The following is a 16,198-nucleotide window of genomic DNA, read 5'->3' on the forward strand; positions in this document are numbered from 1 at the left end:
GAGAACGCCGCAAACGGCTTGGTTTACAATCGCGGCGAAACCGCGACTTGATCGGCGGGAATCCAAAAAAATACGGTTTGGTTGGGGAGTGTGTAAATGCGGAATATGACGATTGCGGCCCGGATCACTCTGGGTTTCGCCTTGCTGTTGGTGGCGCTGGCGGTGACCAGCTTGCTGGCGTTCATGGGGCTGGGCAGCATTTCCAGCCGGGTGGAGGATGTCAGCACGCACGAGTTGGCCTTTTACCGGGACGTGGTGGAGTTGCAGCAGCATATGGGCAATCTGCGGCGTTTCGAGAAGGACTATTTCATCAATCTGGGCGACGCGGCCAAGCGCGCCGAGTACGGCGGGAAATGGAGCAAGACCTTGGACGGCGCGCACGCGGCGATCAAGAACGCCGGCACCCACCCGCTGAACGGCGACGCCGCCCAGCAGCTGACCGCGCTGGACGGCCTGCTCAACAGCTACGCCGACGGTTTCAAGGCGGTGGGCGCCAAGGTGGACAAGCAGGAGCTTGCCAGCACCAGCGACGCCAACAAGGCGTTTGGCCAGTACAAGGGCAGCATCCACCAGATGGAAGAGGTCTCGGCCAAACTGGCCAAGGGCGGTTCCGACGCGGTGGCGCGCTTGCGCAGCCAGATCGACGCCTCGGCGGACGCGGTGCGCAGCCAGTTGCTGGCCACGGTGGTGATAGGCCTGCTGGCCAGCCTGGTGGTGTCCTGGTACATCATCCGCTCCATCCGCGTGCCCTTGCTGCAGATGCGGGACTCCGCGCAGCAACTGGCGCAAACCTGCGACTTGAACCTGGAGCTGCCGGACTTCGGCCGCAACGAGCTGGGCAGCGTAGGCGAATCGCTGGCCTCGCTGGTGGGCACCGTGCGCCGGCTGGTGCAGGAGGCCCAGGGCCACGCCACCCAGCTGGCCAGCGCCTCCGGCCAGATGGCTGACGTCAGCTCCCAGGTGTCCGGCGCCGCGGCCAATCAGGCGGAGTCCGCCGCCAGCGGCGCGGCGGCGATCGAGCAGATGTCGGTCAGCATCAATCTGGTGGCGGACAACACCCGCGATGTGGAAGGCCAGGCGCGCCAGACCATGGCGCAGGCGGATCGCGGCAACGGCCTGGCGGAAAAAGCCGCCAGCGAGATTCAGCTGATCGCCAGCGGCATTACCGAAACCTCCACGGTGATGGGGCAGCTCAATCAGCGTTCCAGCGACATCGGCGACATCGTGAGGGTGATCCGCGACATCGCCGAGCAGACCAATCTGTTGGCGCTGAACGCGGCGATCGAGGCGGCGCGCGCCGGCGAGATGGGTCGCGGCTTCGCTGTGGTGGCGGACGAGGTGCGCAAGCTGGCCGAGCGCACCAGCCAGGCCACCACCGAGATTTCCACCCATATCGAAGGCGTGCAGACCGATACCCAGCGCGCCTACCAAAGCATGCAGCAGGCCAACGCCCGCATCGAGAGCGGGGTCAGCAGCACCTCCAGCGTGGCCGAGTCGCTGCGCGAGATTCATCAGCTGTCGCAGCACTCGGTGGAGCGCATCACCGACATCGCCAACGCGATCAAGGAGCAGAGCCACGCCAGCCTGCTGGTGGCGGGCAATGTCGAGCAGATGGCGCAGATGAACGAGAGCACCGCCAAGGCCTCCGGCCAGGCCAGCCAGCTGTCGCAGGCATTGCAGCAGCTGTCGGTGGATCTGGACGCCAACCTCAGGCGCTTCCGTACCTGAGAATGGGAGGGCATGTCAGCCGGCGATGCCCAGCGCGTCCAGGCTGTTGCGGCGCAAGGCGCGGCGCAGCTCCGGTTCCGGCACGCCCCGCAGTTCGGCCAGCAGCGCGCTGAAGGCGGCCAGATGGGCCGGCTCGTTGGGCCGGTCCTGGGCGAACTCGGGGCGGATGTCCGGCGCGTCGGTTTCCAGCACCAGGCCGGACAGCGGCAGCGTGGCCGCCAGCCGGCGGATGCGCTGCGAGCCGGAATAGCTCATCGCGCCGCCGAAGCCCAGCTTCATGCCCTGGCGCAGCATCGCTTCCGCCTGCTGCGGGCTGCCGTTGAAGGCGTGGGCGATGCCGAGCTCGACGCGCTGCTCGCGCAGGTGCTTGAGCACGCGGTCCACCGAACGGCGCACATGCAGCACCACCGGCAGCGCGTATTTGCGCGCCAGCTTCAGTTGCTCGACGAACAAGGCCTCCTGCCGCGCCGGGTCCAGTTCCGGCAGATAGAAATCCAGGCCGATTTCCCCCACCGCCTCCGGCCGCTGCTCGCGCAGCGCGCGCTCCAGTTGCTCCAGATGCTCGTCCAGATGCCGTTCCAGATAGATGGGGTGCAGGCCGAAGCCTATCCAGCAGCCGTGGTCGCGGCGCATCGCCGCCGCCGCGTCGAAGGTGTCGGCGCGCACCGCCGGTACCAGGATCTGGCCGACGCCGGCGGCGCGCGCGCGCTCCAGCACGGCGGCCAGCATGGGCGCCAGTTCCGGCGCGTCCAGATGGCAGTGGGTGTCGATCAGCGCCTCGGGCGCGGGCAGGGCGGGGAAACGGTGCATGGCGGATTCGTCGCGGGCTCAACCGGCTTCCGGCTGCAATTGCTGCAGCAAGTATAGCCGTTGGTAGATGCCGCCCACGGTCATCAGCTCCTCGTGATTGCCGGTTTCGGCGATCTGGCCGTGGTTGAGCACGATGATGCGGTCGGCGTCGCGGATGGTGGACAGCCGGTGGGCGATGGAGATCAGCGTGATCTGGCCGCGCAGCCTCTCCAGCGCCCCTTGCACCAGCTGTTCGGTTTCGCTGTCGATGTGGGAGGTGGCTTCGTCCAGCAGCAGGATGCGCGGCCGGCCCGCCAGCGCGCGGGCGATGGCGATCAGCTGCTTCTGGCCGCTGGACAGCCGCGAGCCGCTCTCGCCCATATCGGTGTCGTAACCCTGTTCCAGCGCCAGGATCAAGTCGTGAGCGCCGGCGGCGCGCGCGGCGTCCTCGATCTGCTGTTGCGACAGCGGACGGCCCATGGCGATGTTGTCGCGGGCGCTGGCCGCCAGCAGGAAGGGTTCCTGCGGCACCAGGCCGACGCCGTCGCGGAAGGCCGCGTCGTCGAAGGCGTCCAGCGGCTGTTCGTCGATCAGGATCTCGCCGCTCTGCGGCGCGTAGAAGCGCAGCAGCAGCGACAGCAAGGTGGATTTGCCGCTGCCGGTGTGGCCGACGATGCCGATGAAGCCGCCGGCCGGAATCTCCAGCGACAGATCGGGCAAGACCGGCCGCTCCGGCTGATAGCCGAAGCTCACCTGGCGGAAGCTGACCGCGCCCTGGCCGATGCGGCCGCGGCCCTGGCCGGCCGCCGCGGCCGGTTCCTGCAGCAGCGCATCCACCCGCGCCGCCGCCACCACCGCCTGCTGCAGCTGGCTGAACTGCATGGTGATCTGGATCAGCGGGTCCACCATGCGGCCGATATAGCTGATGAAGGCGTAGAGCACGCCGATCTGCAGCGCGCCCAGCGGCCGCTGGCTGAAGCTGTAGATCACCCCGGCCAGCAGCAGCACCTTCAGCAGATCCAGCGCCGGACGCAGCAGCCAGGCGTTGGCGCTCAGCTCCGCGATCCGCGCCCGGTAGTAGTTGCGGTTGGCCTGGTCGAAACGCGCGGCGAAGCGGCCGGTGGCGTTGGCGGCTTGCAGCACGCTCATGCCGGAGATGGATTCGGCCATTTGGGCGTTGATGTCGCTGCGCAACGCGCGGGCGCGGGTCACCGACGGCGCGCTCCAGCGCTGGTACAGCCAGACGATGGCCAGCATCGCCGGCAGCAGCAGCGCCGCCAGCAGCATCAGCCGCCAGTCCAGCCAGGCCATCGCCGCCATCACGCCGATCACCACGATGCTGCTGTCCAGCATCACGAACAGCACCTGCACGTACAAGGCCTTCACCGATTCGGTGTCGTTGGTGACGCGGCTGACCAGCTGGCCGGTGATCGCCTTGTCGAAAAAGGCCATCGGCAGCCGGATCACGTGGCGGTAGACCTGTTCGCGCAGCCTTTGCACCGAGCGCATCGCCACGCCGGACAGGCGCACCAGCTGCAGATAGCGCAGGCTGGAGGCGGCGTAGCCGGCCAGCAGACAGGCGAGCAGCAACAGGCCCATTTCCAGCCACTGCGGCGCGCGCGGCAGCAGGTAGCGGTCAATGAACACCTTGCCCAGCAGCGGCGACAGCGCCTCCATCAGCGCGGCGGCGATCAGCCACAGCGTGCCCCACAGCACATGACGGTTTTCCGGCGCGGCGGACTGGCGCAGCAGGGCCACCGCCCGCTTGCGGTTGATCGCGGACTGATCAGATTTCATCCAGGCTGGCCTCCAGTTGTTGATAGCGCCATTGGCTGGCGTACCAGCCGTTCAATTGCAGCAGCGCCTCGTGGCTGCCGGCTTCGGCGATGCCGCCGTGCTGCAGCACGATGATGTGGTCGGCGTCGGCCACCGCGGACAGCCGGTGGCTGGCGATGATCACGCTGCGGCCGCGGCGCGCCTCGCGCAGATGTTGCAGGATCTGGGTCTCGGTCTGGGTGTCCACCGCGGACAAGGCGTCGTCCAGCAGCAGCAGCGGCGCGTCCGCCAGCAGCGCGCGGGCGATGGCCAGGCGCTGGCGCTGGCCGCCGGACAAGGCCACGCCTTTCTCGCCCACCGGGGTGGCGTAGCCCTGGGCCAGGCGCAGAATGTCCTCGTGCACCGCCGCCAGCCGCGCCACGCGCTCGATGTCGCGTTCGGCGGCGTCCGGGCGCGTCAGCGCGATATTGTCGGCCACCGAGGCCGAGAACAAAAAGGATTCCTGCGGCACCCAGCTGATCGCCGCGCGCAAGGCGTCCATCTTGTATTCCTCCAGCGGCACGCCGTTCCAGCTGACGCTGCCGGCCGGCAGCGGATACTGGCGCAGCAGCAGTCGCAGCAGCGTGGACTTGCCGCTGCCGGTGGGGCCGACGATGCCCAGGGTCTGGCCGCGGCCCAGGCGCAGCTCGATCGCGCGCAGCGCCGGCGTGCTCTGGCCCGGGTAGGTGAAGTCCAGGCCGTGCCAGCGCAGTTCGCCGGCCGGCTCCGTGGCGTCGGCGCCGCTGTCGTCCACGGATTCGGGCGCGCTCAGCACCGGCTCCAGCCGGTTCCAGCCGGCGCGGCCGCGCTCCAGCAGCGACAGCACCCAGCCGGCGGCGAACATCGGCCAGATCAATTGGCCCAGATACATGCTGAAGCTGGTCAGCGCGCCTATGGTCAGCTGTTGCTGCCACACCAGATAGCCGCCGACGCCCAGCGTGGCCGCCGCCGCGGTGCTCAGGGTCAGCCCCACCACCGGCTCGAACGCCGCCTCCCAGCGTTGCGCCTCCAGGCTGTTGTTGGAGGCGGTGGCGGCCAGGCCGGCCATTTCGCGGCTGTTGCGTTCCTCCAGGCCCAAGGTGCGCAGCGTGCGCACCCCGCTCAGCGTTTCCTGCACATGGTCGTTGAGCCGGCTGAAGCTTTGCAGCGAGCCGGCCCAGGCCTGATGCACGCGGCGGGTGATGCGCCAGAAGGCGAAGGCCATCAGCGGGAAGGGCAGCAGCGCGGCGGCGGCCAGCCGCCAGTCTATGCCCAGGGTCATCATCGCCAGCACCATCACCAGGGTCAGGCTGCCGTCGAAGCCGGCCAGCATCGCCTCGCCGGCGGCCATTTCCACCGCGTCGATGTCGTTGGTGGCGCGCGCCATCAGGTCGCCGGTGCGCTGATGATGGTAGAAGCCCGGCCCCTGGCGGCTCAGCCGCTGATACAGCCGGGTGCGCAATTCCACGCCCAGCTGGTAGGCGGCGGCGAACAGTTGCAGCCGCCAGCCGGCGCGCAGCAGATAGATGACCACGCCGAACAGCAGCAGCCAGCCCAGTTCGCGCAGCAGCTGCGGGCCGCCGAGCTCCCCCTTGGCCAGCAAGTCGACGATTTCCCCAATCTGGCGCGGAATCAGCACGGTGAGCACCGCCACGGCGGCCAGCATCAGCGCCGCGCGCAGGTAATAGGGCCAATGACGGAGGACGAAGCCGCGCAGCAGCGCGGACAGGCTGGCGCCGGGGGCGAGATCGGACGGGCGTGGCATGGTGGGGGCGGGCTATCCGGATTGGGTATCGAGCAGAACATTCTAAGCCGAATCCGATGGCGGCGTCAGCGCTGTTTTCTATCCGCCGCGCTGCGCGGCAACAGCCATTTCGCCATGGGCATGCGCCGCGCGCGCAGCCGTTTCCGCCGCGGTTTAAGCCTTGTCCCGCGCTTGCGCGCGGGCCGGCCGCCGCCGCTCAGGCCGGGCGCGGGGCCCGGCAGCGGCGCGGCTTAAGTCGTTTGCGCAGTCGGCGTTAGCCGCGGCTTGCGCACCTTGTGGAACAACACGACCAGCAACAGCAGGAAGGGCAGGCCGAAGACCAGGGTCAGCCGGAACACTTCGGTGAAGATGGTGGTAACCATGATCGCCAGCATCAAGCCCAGCCCGGTCAGCGTGCTGTAGGGAAACAGGCGCATCTTGAACGGCAGCGCCAGCCCGCCGGCCTGGTCGTGGTGACGGCGGAAGCGCAGATGGGTGTAGAAGATCATCAGCCAGGTGAACATGGCGCCGAACATCGACAGCGAAATCATCAGCGTGAACGCCTGTTGCGGAAACAACACGTAGAGCACCGCCGCCAGCGCGATACCGCTGGTGGACAGCAAGAGCGCGTTGACCGGGATGCCGCGCGGGTTCAGCTTGCCCAGCGAGACCGGCGCGTCGCCGGCGCGCGACAGGCTGAACATCATGCGGGTGGTGATGTAGAGCTGGCTGTTCATCGCCGACAGCGCGGCCACCACCACCACGAAGTTGAGGATGCCGGCGGCGTAGGGAATGTTCAGCACCTGCATCACGGTGACGAAGGGGCTGTTGCCGGCGCCGATGCGGCTCCAGGGCACGATGGCGATGATCAGGCTCAAGGACAGCAGGTAGAACACCACCAGCCGTGCGATGGTGGCGCGGAAAGCCTGGCGCACCGCCTGTTCCGGGTTTTCCGCCTCGCCGGCGGCCACCGCGATCATCTCCACGCTCAGATAGCTGAAGATGGAGATCACCACCGCCACCCACATGCCCCAGACGCCGTTGGGGAAAAAGCCGCCGTCGGCGCTGAAGTTGCGCGCGCCGTAAGCCGGATCGCCGCTGCCCCACACCAGGTAGCAGCCCATCAAGATGAAGGCGACGATGGCGAAGATCTTGATGGAGGAGAACCAGTACTCCACGGTGCCGAAGGCCTTGACATTGGTGGCGTTGACGCCGATCAGCGCGCTGGAGAACAGCAGGATCCAGATCCAGGGCGGCGTGTCGGGAAACCAGTAGCGCATGTATTCGGCCACCGCGGTGATCTCGGTGCCCACCGCCATCACCACGCTGACCCAATAGCAGTAGCGCACCAGGAAGCCGGCCAGCGGGCTGATGTAGTGCTCGGCGTAGGCGCCGAAGGAGCCGGAGGTGGCGTGCGCCACCGTCATCTCCGCCAGGCAGCCCATCAGCAACAGGGTGATCAGGCCGCCGATGGCGTAACTGAGCACCACGCTGGGGCCGGCGAAGCCGATGGCGAACTTGCTGCCGAGAAACAGGCCGGTGCCGATGGCGCCGCCTATGGCGATCATGCTCATCTGTCCGGCGGTCAGCCTGCGTTGCAGGCCTTGTTCCCGGTCCTTGATGTCCTGGAAGCTGCTCATGGTGTTTCTCCTCTGTAGATGGCGCTGTGTGCGGGATCTGACGTCCCTTGCGCTGTAGAGCCGCCGGCCGCGTAGCTATCGCGGGCGGCGGCTATGTGGAGGCGCGGCGGCAGGACCGTCGTGCCGTTCCGGGCTCAGGTCACCGCGCCGCGGCGGTGGAACTCCGGCTTGTCCCAACTGCCGCTGTCCAGGATTTCGCGCAGGATCTCCACCGCGTCCCAGATGTCGGCGTGGCTCAGATAGAGCGGGGTGACGCCGAAGCGCAGCACTTCCGGCTCGCGGTAGTCGCCGACGACGCCGTTGGCGATCAGTGCCTGCATCACCGCGAAGCCCTGCGGGTGGCGGAAGCTGACATGGCTGCCGCGGCGCGCGTGCTCGCGCGGGGTGATCAGGGTCAGCGGGTGGCCGCCGCAGCGCTGTTCCACCAGTTCGATGAACAGATCGGTCAAGGCCAGCGATTTGGCGCGCAGCTGTTGCGGGTCCACCTGCCGCGCCACCTCCAGCCCGCACTCCACCAGGGCCAGCGACACGATGGGCTGGGTGCCGCACAGGAAGCGGCGGATGCCTTGGGCCGGCGCGTAGTCGGCGGCCATCTCGAAGGGCTTGGCATGGCCCCACCAGCCGGACAAGGGCTGCCAGAAAGCGTTTTGGTGGCGCGGAGCCACCCAGATGAAGGCCGGCGATCCCGGGCCGCCGTTCAGGTATTTGTAAGTGCAGCCCACGGCGAAGTCGGCGTCCGCGCCGTTCAGGTCCACCTGCAGCGCGCCGGCCGAGTGCGCCAGGTCCCAGATCGCCAGCGCGCCGCGTTGATGGGCGGCGCGGGTGACCGCGGCCATATCGTACAAATAGCCGGTGCGGTAATTGACGTGGGACAGCAGCAGCACCGCCACCTCGTCGTCCAGCGCCTGTTCCAGCGGCCGCGCCTCGTCGATCAGGCGCAGCTCGTAGCCCTGCTGCAGGAATTCGATCATGCCCTGGATCATGTAGAGATCGGTGGGGAAGTTGTCGCGCTCGGACAGGATCACCTTGCGCTCCGGATGCGCCTGCCGCTGGATGCGCAAGGCCGCAGCCAGCGCCTTGAACAGATTGAGCGAGGTGGTGTCGGTGACCACGGTTTCGCCGGGGCCGGCGCCCAAGAGCGGCGCCAGCTTGTCGCCCAGCCGAGACGGCAGTTCGAACCAGCCGGCGGTGTTCCAGCTGCGGATCAGATCATGGCCCCATTCGCGGGTGATCACCTGCTGGCTGCGCTCCAGCGCGCCCTTGGGCAATACGCCCAGCGAGTTGCCGTCCAGGTAAATGGTATTGGCCGGCAGCTCGAAGCGTTGGCGGAAGCCGGCCAGCGGATCTTGCTGGTCGGCGGCGAGACAAGTTTCGCGAGTGTGTTTCATGGCGGGTCCTACACGAGGGGGGTGGAAACGGGCAAGGGTCGCAGCACGGCGCGCACCGGGCTGGCGTCCAGGTCCATCAACTTCAGCGGCAGCGCGATCAATTCGTAGTCGCCCTCCGCCGCATGGTCCAGCAGCAGCTGTTCCAGAATGGCCATGCGCTGACGCGCGGTGGCGTGGTGAGCGTCCATGGTCTTGCTGTCCATCGGGTCCAGCGAGGCGGTGTCGACGCCGATCAGCCGCACGCCCTGGCCGCCCAGCCAGTCGATGGCGGCGGCCTCCACGCCGGGGAAGTCCGCGTCCCAGGCTTCCAGCGGGTAGCGCTCGTAGCTGCGGATCAACAAGCGCGGCGGCAGCGCGCCGGGCAGGGCGGCGAGCCGGGCCTGGATCTGCGTCAGCCGGATCAGCGGGCCGGGGGCCAGGCAATGGATCAGCCGGCAGGGCCCCAGATAGGCGTCCAGCGCCACCTGGCCTATGCCCTGGCCGGCGGCCTGGAAGTGGGCGGGCGCGTCGGCGTGGGCGCCGCTGTGCGGCGACAGCGTCAGCCGCGCCACATTGACAGGACAGTGGGCGTCCAGTTGCCAGGCCGGGCTGGCCTTGAAGTCGGTGTCGCCGGGCCAGACCGGCAGGCCGGCGCGCAGCGGGGGGCTGATGTCAAGCAACATGGAGCGGCTCCAGGGAGAGAAATCTTGGAATCATGCTAGCACCAAGGCCTGCGCCAGAAATTGCAAGTTGGTGTTGCTAATGGCATGCTTTTCGCAGGAACTGCAGCGGAACGGATGGATAACGATGGGAAATTGCAAATGCAACTCGACGCGATAGATTGCCGGATTCTTTCCGCATTGCAGCACAACGCCAGGCTCAGCAATCAGGACCTGGCCGACCAAGTGGCCCTGTCCCCGTCCGCCTGTTTGCGGCGGGTGCGCGCGCTGGAAAGCCAGGGCCTGATCCGCGGTTATCACGCGCAGCTGGACCCGGGTCTGCTGGGTTATGAATTGGAGGCCATCGTGCACGTGACGCTGGATCGGGCGCGCGAAGACTGGCACGAAGACTTCATCGAGCGCATCCGGCAGTTCGAGGAGATCGCCGCCGCCTACATCGTCGCCGGTCCCAGCAACTATGTGTTGCACGTCCGTTGCCGCAATCTGGCCGCCTTCAGCGGTTTCATCGTGGAGCGGCTGAACCGCATCCCCGGCATGCGCGATATCTGTTCCTACATCGTGATGCGCACGCTCAAGGATCAGCGCTGGCAGGTGCCGCTGGGCGGTAAATAGCCGCGTGCCTGGTGGGGCCGGCGCGGAGAGTGGCTTGGTATAATTACCATTGTTAATGAGAATCATTAGCATTAACTTCGGCGCTCCTACCCAAAGCACCCCCTACCCATATCATGAAATACCGGAGTCTTTCCGCCTGCCTATTACTGTCGGCGGCCTATCCGCAAACCCTGCTGGCCGCCGAGGACACGCCGCCGCAGCTTGAAAAAATCAGGGTCACCGCCGAGCGCAAGGCCAAGCCCGCCGGCGCTTCCGCGCTGGACGCGGACCAATTGCGCCGCGCGCGCGGCACCGGCAACGCCGACATCTTCTCCGCCCTGCCCAGCGTGCAGGCCAACAATATTCGCAACGAGGCCGGCGCCATCGACCTGGGCATCCGCGGCCTGCAGGGCGAAGGTCGGGTGCCGGTGGTGATAGACGGCAGCCTGCAGTCCACCCACACCGCCCGCGGCTACCAGGGCACCAGCGACCGCACCTATATCGATTCGGACCTGATCACCAAGGTCAGCGTGGAAGAGGGGGCCAGCAACGGCGCCTTCTCCAGCGGCGCGATCGGCGGCCTGGTGCAGATGCGCACCTTGGGCGTGGAGGACGTGCTGCGCCCCGGCAAGGATTTCGGCGTGCTGTTCAAGGGCAGCGCCTACAACAACAACAAGACGCCCCGGGTGCCGGACGATGAGCGCGACCAGGTGTATTACCAGTTGAACAACGGCCTCAGTCCGCGCGTGTTCAACAACGGCTCCGCCACGCTGGCGCTGGCCTACCGGCAGCCGGGATTCGACGCCTTGCTGGCCTACAGCAAGCGGCGCACCGGCAATTACTTCGCCGGCAGCCACGGCTTCGACGGCTACCCGGAAGCCGTGGTGTCGCGCGGCCAGGAAGTGGTGAACACCAGTTACGAGAGCGATTCGCTGCTGGCCAAGCTGGGTTTCGCGTTGGACGACGCGCAGCGCTTGAAGCTGATCTTCCGCCGCCACCGTCAGCAAGCCGGCGAACTGCTGGCCGCCTACTGGTACAAGAACTCCAACGACAAGAACTTCAACGAGTTGCCGCCGGGCGTGGAATCGATGCCGCAATGGGCGCTGGGCAGCGCCGTCGTGCACGCCTACAGCGCCCAATACACTTTCACCCCCAGCGACAACAGGCTGATCGATCTGAACCTGGGGGTGTGGGCCACCGAGGCGGATCTGGACCAGCACAACGGCTTGTGGGCCGGCCGCCCCGGCGCCTCTTACGGCGACCAGTACATGCACGCCTACAACAACAAGCGCCACGGTTTCAATCTGCTCAACCGTTCGGAACTGGAGGCGCTGCCCCTGAGCCTGAGCTACGGCCTGGCCGTCCAGCAGGAGCGCACCCAGCCCACCAGCCGCTACACCGAGCAGCCGCGGCCGCTGGTGGCGTCGCGCAACGGCGTGCGCAACGAGCGCAGCCTGTTCGCCAACGCCGTGCTGTCCTATCCCTGGGCCCGCTTCACTTTGGGCACGAATCTGCACGGTTCGACCACGCGCGACTACGCGACCAATCTGGAAGCGGATTACGCGCCCAAGCTGGACCTGACCGGGCAGATCGACGTCCACCTGGCCAAGTGGCTGGATGTTTACGCCAAGGGCGGCCGCGCCTACCGCATGCCCAGCCTGTACGAAACCACCACCTCGTCCGAGGTGTTCAGCTACAACCCGTACAATCCGCTGCGGCCGGAGCGTTCGTTGAATCTGGAGCTGGGGCTGAAGGCGAGTTTCCAGGATGTGTTCCGCGATCAGGAGCACATCGGCTTCAAGGCCGCCTATTTCGACAACAAGGTGACGGACTACATTTCCAGCGCCTGGCTGGATCGGACGCCGGGCATGCCGTCGTGGCAGGGCAATCTGACCTTCCTCAACTACGACAAGGTGGAGCTGCGCGGCTTCGAGTACGGCGTGGATTACCATAGCCCGTCCTTCTTCGTGGAGGCCGCCGCCACTCGCTACCTGGACCCGGAAGTGTGCTCGGTGAACCAGGCGGCCCGGCGCGACGCAGAAGTGTGCAATCAGAACGGCTTCGCCTGGAGTCTGATCCCGCCCCGCATCCCGCCCAAGAGCGTGTACGTGATTTCCGCCGGCAAGCATTTGCTGAGCGGCGATCTGACCGTGGGCGGACGGCTGCGATACCATGCCGGCAAGACCAATCCGGCGGGCTGGCTGAAGGGCACCGGCGCGCAGCCGGTGTTGGAGCTGCCGTCCGAACGGCTGGTGGACCTGTTCATCGAATACCGGCTGAACAAGCAGGTCAATCTGAATTTCAATGTGGACAACCTGACCAACCGCTATGCGGTGGACCCCGGCTCGGTGATCAGCATGCCTATTCCGGGCCGGACCATAAGGATGGGGATGGAAGCGCGCTTCTGAGAACCAGTTCAAAGCCTGCTGCGCTTCAGCGATACGGCGTTGAAACCCACTTCGAAATGCTCATGTACCACCTGTACATTCCGCTTTCTCAGCGGTTTTCGCCTTGTCTCGCTCTTGCTCGCGAGACTTTGAACAGGCTCTGAGCCGCCGGCCGCGTGTTTTTTACCGCGGTCGGCGGGAATCTGCGCGCCGGCCGCTGGTCTGTAGACACTATGAGCCGCGGACGCGGCCATTCGATTCAGGGGGATTAAGAATGAGCATAAAAGCGAAACTGGCGCTGGGCGTCGCGGTATTGGCTTTGGGCGCGTGGTTTTACGCGACCCCGTATCTGGCGCTGCGCGGCATGCAGCAGGCCTTGGACGCGCGCGACGCGGCCAAATTGTCCGGTTATGTGGACTATCCGGCGCTGCGCAACAGCCTGAAGGAGTCCATCGCGCCCAAGGCGGTGCTGGACCTGAACCAATCCAAGGACAAGAACCCGCTGGCGGCGATGGGCGCCGCCATTGCCGACGCGGTGATCGCGCCGGTGGTGGACGCGATGGTGACGCCGGAAAGCCTGGCCTTGATGATGCGGGGGATCAAGCCTCAGCCGGGTTTGCCGCAGAGCGGCGCCGACGAGCCGGCGGCCGGCGGCGGCGAAGCGTCGGGAGAGCCGCGCGCCGGCGTCGACACGGCGATGGGCTACGAAGCCGTAGACCGCTTCGTGGTGACGGTGAAACGCAAGGACAAAACCGAACAGCCCCTGGGTTTGATCTTCAAGCGCGACGGCTGGTTCGGCTGGAAACTGGCGGCGGTGCGCTTCGCCGAATGAGGGGCGAGAGCGAGGCCGCGTAGCGCATCCGGTGCCAGGCGAGGCTTCGGCCTTGCCGGGCGACGGGCAACAAAAAACCCGCAGAGCTTGCGCTGTGCGGGGTTTTTGGGGTTTCGGCCTGCCAAGTCGCTGGTGCCCAGAGTCGGACTCGAACCGACACACCTTGCGGCGGGGGATTTTGAATCCCCTGCGTCTACCAATTTCGCCATCCGGGCGTCTTCGGCATTCCGAGAAAACGAATGATAGCGACAGCAAATCGCTTTGTAAATCCTTTTTTCCTGGCGCTTGGCCGCGGCTCAACCCTGTTTCAGCTTGAGCGCGAGGTCGTAGAGCTGCTTGCGGTTGCCGTCGCAGATCTGCGCGGCCAGCGAGGCCGCCTGCTTGGTGGGCAGTTCCGCCGCCAGCAGCTTGAGCACGCGCACGGTGTCTTCCGGCACCGCGTCGTCGGCGTCCTCGCGCGCCGGCGCGGCGTCCAGAATCAGCACGATCTCGCCGCGTTGCTGGTTGGAATCGGACTCCACCCACGCCAGCATCTCGCCGGCGGGCAGATTGCGGAAGGTTTCGAAGGTCTTGGTCAGTTCGCGCGCCAGCAGCAGGCGGCGTTCCTCGCCCAGCTCCGCGACAATGTCGCGCAGGGTATCGACGATGCGGTGCGGCGCCTCGTAGCACACGGTCAGATGCGGCGCGGACAGCCATTGGCGCAGCGTCTTGCGGCGCTCGCCGCTCTTGGGCGGCAGGAAGCCGTGGAACAGGAAGGACGGCGCGGTCAGCCCGCTGGCGGACAGGGCGGCGATCACCGCGCTGGAGCCGGGCACCGGCCGCACCGGCAAGCCGGCGGCGCGCACCGCCTCCGCCAGCCGCGCGCCGGGATCGGACACCGCCGGGGTGCCGGCGTCGGACACCTGCACCACGATCTGGTCTTCGGACAGCCAGCGCACCACTTGCTCGGCCATGCCGCGCTCATTGTGCTCGCGCAGGCTGACCAGGCGTTTGGCGTGGATGCCGTAGGCGGACAACAGTTGTCCGGTGACGCGGGTGTCTTCGGCGCAGACCACGTCGGCGGCGCTGAAAGCCGCCAAGGCGCGGGCGCTGATGTCGGCCAGGTTTCCAATGGGCGTGGCCACCACATATAATGTGCCGCGACAGAAACTTTCCCTGGCTGATTCAAGCAGATGAGCGAACGAAGTATGCAAAGACTGACTCCGCTGTTGGTTGGCGTCTTGATGACTTGGTTGACGCCGACAATGGCGCAAACCCCGGACTATATCATCCAAAGCAATACCGCGCCGCTCAAGTTGCTGGGCCAGCCGGCGCCGAAACCGGAGGCGCCGGCGGCCGCGCCGCGAGACGCCAGCGCGACGGCGGCGAAGCCGCAACCGGCCGGCGGCCGTCTGCGCGTCGGCCTCTTGCTGCCCACCGGCTCCGCCACCCTGGGCGAAGCCGCCGCGGTGGTGCGCAGCGGGGTGGAGGCGGCGGCGAGCGTGGATCAGAACGCCGAGCTGGTGCCCATAGCGGCCTCCGAGGACACCGCCGTGGCCGGCTACAAGCAGGCCCTGGCCAGCGGAGTCAATGTGGTGATAGGACCGCTGTCGCGCGGGGCCATCGCCGCGGTGGCGCCCGCGGTCACCGTGCCCACACTGGCCTTGAACTCGATAGGCCGCGAAGTGCCGGCCAATCCCAAACTGTTTTCATTGTCCCTGATCGTCGAGGGCGAGGCGCGGCAAGTGGCGCGCCTGATGCACGAAGACGGCCGGGCCAATCCCTTGCTGTTGTTCGGCGCGGACAGCCTGTCCCAGCGGCTGCGCCAGGCCTTCATCGACGAGTGGCGGGTGCTGAGCCGCGGCAAGTCTCCGCTGGCGCTGGAAGCGAAGCCGGACGGCCTGCCGGCGATTCTGCAGGCGGCGGCCGGCGCCGACGCTGTGTTCATGGCGCTGGACGCCCACGAGGCCGGCATCGTCAAGGCCGCGCTGGCGCCGGAGCTGCCGGTGTACGGCACCTCCCAGCTCAACGGCCGCGGCAGCGCGGTGGCGCTGGCCGGCGTGAGAGTGATAGACATGCCCTGGTTCCTGATGCCGGAGCACCCGGCGGTGAAGCGTTATCCGCGGCCTGCGGCGGCGCTGACGACGCAGACCGAGCGCCTGTACGCGCTGGGCGTGGACGCCTGGCGGCTGGCGGTGCTGCTGGCCGGCGCGCGGCAGCCGACCGGGCTGAGGCTGGACGGCGTCACCGGCGATTTGAGGCTGGGTCGCGACCGCCTGTTCGAACGCCAGTTGCCGATGGCGGTGTTGAGCGTGGAGCAGCCGTAGTGAACCCGCAGGGCCGGCTCGCCGAAGACAAGGCGCTGGCCTGGCTGCTGCAGCGGGGCCTGACGCTGGTGGAGCGCAACTGGTCCTGCCGCGGCGGCGAAATCGATCTGATCATGCGCGATGGGCGCTATTGGGTGTTCATCGAAGTGCGCCATCGCGCCAGCGCGGCCTTCGGCGGCGCGGCCGCCAGCATAGGCGCGGCCAAGCAAAGGAAACTCATGCTGGCCGCCGAGGTCTATCTGTCCCAAAAGGGAATAGACGCGCCATGCCGTTTTGACGCGGTGTTGACCGTGGGCGGGGCGGAGCCGCAGTGGTTGCAGAATATTTTCATGTAGTGTTG

Annotated in this window: 13 protein-coding genes and 1 tRNA gene; 6 read left to right on the forward strand and 8 right to left on the reverse strand. The window is 67.1% G+C overall.

The genetic code is table 11. The features are described from left to right. Positions 1–105: 105 nt before the first annotated feature. Positions 106–1,728: a methyl-accepting chemotaxis protein gene (locus VK98_RS05045; protein ID WP_048412993.1), complete on the forward strand. Its 1,623-nt coding sequence runs from the start codon at positions 106–108 to the stop codon at positions 1,726–1,728. A gap of 15 nt (positions 1,729–1,743) precedes the next feature. On the opposite strand, the gene VK98_RS05050 is transcribed toward VK98_RS05045, so the two are convergent. The 6 genes from VK98_RS05050 to kynB all read right to left on the reverse strand — a co-directional run bounded on the left by VK98_RS05050 (position 1,744) and on the right by kynB (position 9,745). Next, a complete protein-coding gene (locus tag VK98_RS05050; protein ID WP_048412994.1) occupies positions 1,744–2,538 on the reverse strand; it encodes a TatD family hydrolase in 795 nt (264 codons plus the stop codon). A gap of 18 nt (positions 2,539–2,556) precedes the next feature. Further along, positions 2,557–4,314 (reverse strand): ABC transporter ATP-binding protein, encoded by a 1,758-nt coding sequence (locus VK98_RS05055; protein WP_048412995.1) that lies wholly within the window; start codon positions 4,312–4,314, stop codon positions 2,557–2,559. After that, positions 4,304–6,076, reverse strand: a complete 1,773-nt coding sequence (locus tag VK98_RS05060) for an ABC transporter transmembrane domain-containing protein (protein ID WP_048412996.1) — start codon at positions 6,074–6,076, stop codon at positions 4,304–4,306. Before VK98_RS05060 ends, VK98_RS05055 begins: the two co-directional genes overlap by 11 nt. Positions 6,077–6,306: 230 nt before the next feature. After that, positions 6,307–7,695, reverse strand: a complete 1,389-nt coding sequence (locus VK98_RS05065) for an amino acid permease (protein ID WP_048412997.1) — start codon at positions 7,693–7,695, stop codon at positions 6,307–6,309. A gap of 134 nt (positions 7,696–7,829) precedes the next feature. Further along, positions 7,830–9,083, reverse strand: coding sequence for a kynureninase (gene kynU, locus VK98_RS05070; protein WP_048412998.1), 1,254 nt, complete (start codon positions 9,081–9,083; stop codon positions 7,830–7,832). Between the two features lie 8 nt (positions 9,084–9,091). Then, positions 9,092–9,745 (reverse strand): arylformamidase, encoded by a 654-nt coding sequence (gene kynB, locus VK98_RS05075; RefSeq protein WP_048412999.1) that lies wholly within the window; start codon positions 9,743–9,745, stop codon positions 9,092–9,094. Positions 9,746–9,883: 138 nt separating this feature from the next. On the opposite strand from kynB, the gene VK98_RS05080 reads away from it, so the two are divergent. The 3 genes from VK98_RS05080 to VK98_RS05090 all read left to right on the forward strand — a co-directional run bounded on the left by VK98_RS05080 (position 9,884) and on the right by VK98_RS05090 (position 13,552). Next, positions 9,884–10,354 carry an Lrp/AsnC family transcriptional regulator gene (locus VK98_RS05080; RefSeq protein ID WP_048413000.1) on the forward strand — a complete coding sequence of 157 codons (471 nt, stop codon included), beginning with the start codon at positions 9,884–9,886 and terminating at the stop codon, positions 10,352–10,354. Positions 10,355–10,467: 113 nt separating this feature from the next. Beyond that, entirely contained in the window at positions 10,468–12,741 is a 2,274-nt protein-coding gene (locus tag VK98_RS05085) for a TonB-dependent receptor domain-containing protein (protein ID WP_048413001.1), read from the forward strand. A gap of 253 nt (positions 12,742–12,994) precedes the next feature. After that, on the forward strand, positions 12,995–13,552 hold the full coding sequence (locus tag VK98_RS05090) for a DUF2939 domain-containing protein (RefSeq protein ID WP_048413002.1): 558 nt from the start codon (positions 12,995–12,997) through the stop codon (positions 13,550–13,552). Positions 13,553–13,682: 130 nt separating this feature from the next. Here VK98_RS05090 and VK98_RS05095 read toward each other — a convergent pair. Further along, positions 13,683–13,767: transfer RNA gene (locus tag VK98_RS05095), tRNA-Leu, on the reverse strand. Between the two features lie 81 nt (positions 13,768–13,848). Next, positions 13,849–14,745, reverse strand: coding sequence for a 16S rRNA (cytidine(1402)-2'-O)-methyltransferase (gene rsmI / locus VK98_RS05100; RefSeq protein ID WP_197082965.1), 897 nt, complete (start codon positions 14,743–14,745; stop codon positions 13,849–13,851). 30 nt (positions 14,746–14,775) lie between these two features. On the opposite strand from rsmI, the gene VK98_RS05105 reads away from it, so the two are divergent. Next, positions 14,776–15,858 carry a penicillin-binding protein activator gene (locus VK98_RS05105; protein ID WP_231589206.1) on the forward strand — a complete coding sequence of 361 codons (1,083 nt, stop codon included), beginning with the start codon at positions 14,776–14,778 and terminating at the stop codon, positions 15,856–15,858. Continuing rightward, positions 15,858–16,193, forward strand: coding sequence for a YraN family protein (locus tag VK98_RS05110; RefSeq protein ID WP_048413005.1), 336 nt, complete (start codon positions 15,858–15,860; stop codon positions 16,191–16,193). The genes VK98_RS05105 and VK98_RS05110 overlap by 1 nt, the downstream gene beginning before the upstream one ends. The last annotated feature ends 5 nt before the right edge of the window (positions 16,194–16,198 follow it).

The organism is Chromobacterium sp. LK11, assembly GCF_001043705.1.
GTDB lineage: Bacteria > Pseudomonadota > Gammaproteobacteria > Burkholderiales > Chromobacteriaceae > Chromobacterium > Chromobacterium alkanivorans.

What these genes read in the sequence shown, in the direction of transcription:
- VK98_RS05045 (WP_048412993.1), top strand. Translation starts at nt 106, where the DNA reads ATGACGATTGCGGCCCGGATCACTCTGGGTTTCGCCTTGCTGTTGGTG.
- VK98_RS05050 (WP_048412994.1), bottom strand. Translation starts at nt 2,538, where the DNA reads ATGCACCGTTTCCCCGCCCTGCCCGCGCCCGAGGCGCTGATCGACACC.
- VK98_RS05055 (WP_048412995.1), bottom strand. Translation starts at nt 4,314, where the DNA reads ATGAAATCTGATCAGTCCGCGATCAACCGCAAGCGGGCGGTGGCCCTG.
- VK98_RS05060 (WP_048412996.1), bottom strand. Translation starts at nt 6,076, where the DNA reads ATGCCACGCCCGTCCGATCTCGCCCCCGGCGCCAGCCTGTCCGCGCTG.
- VK98_RS05065 (WP_048412997.1), bottom strand. Translation starts at nt 7,695, where the DNA reads ATGAGCAGCTTCCAGGACATCAAGGACCGGGAACAAGGCCTGCAACGC.
- kynU (WP_048412998.1), bottom strand. Translation starts at nt 9,083, where the DNA reads ATGAAACACACTCGCGAAACTTGTCTCGCCGCCGACCAGCAAGATCCG.
- kynB (WP_048412999.1), bottom strand. Translation starts at nt 9,745, where the DNA reads ATGTTGCTTGACATCAGCCCCCCGCTGCGCGCCGGCCTGCCGGTCTGG.
- VK98_RS05080 (WP_048413000.1), top strand. Translation starts at nt 9,884, where the DNA reads ATGCAACTCGACGCGATAGATTGCCGGATTCTTTCCGCATTGCAGCAC.
- VK98_RS05085 (WP_048413001.1), top strand. Translation starts at nt 10,468, where the DNA reads ATGAAATACCGGAGTCTTTCCGCCTGCCTATTACTGTCGGCGGCCTAT.
- VK98_RS05090 (WP_048413002.1), top strand. Translation starts at nt 12,995, where the DNA reads ATGAGCATAAAAGCGAAACTGGCGCTGGGCGTCGCGGTATTGGCTTTG.
- VK98_RS05105 (WP_231589206.1), top strand. Translation starts at nt 14,776, where the DNA reads ATGACTTGGTTGACGCCGACAATGGCGCAAACCCCGGACTATATCATC.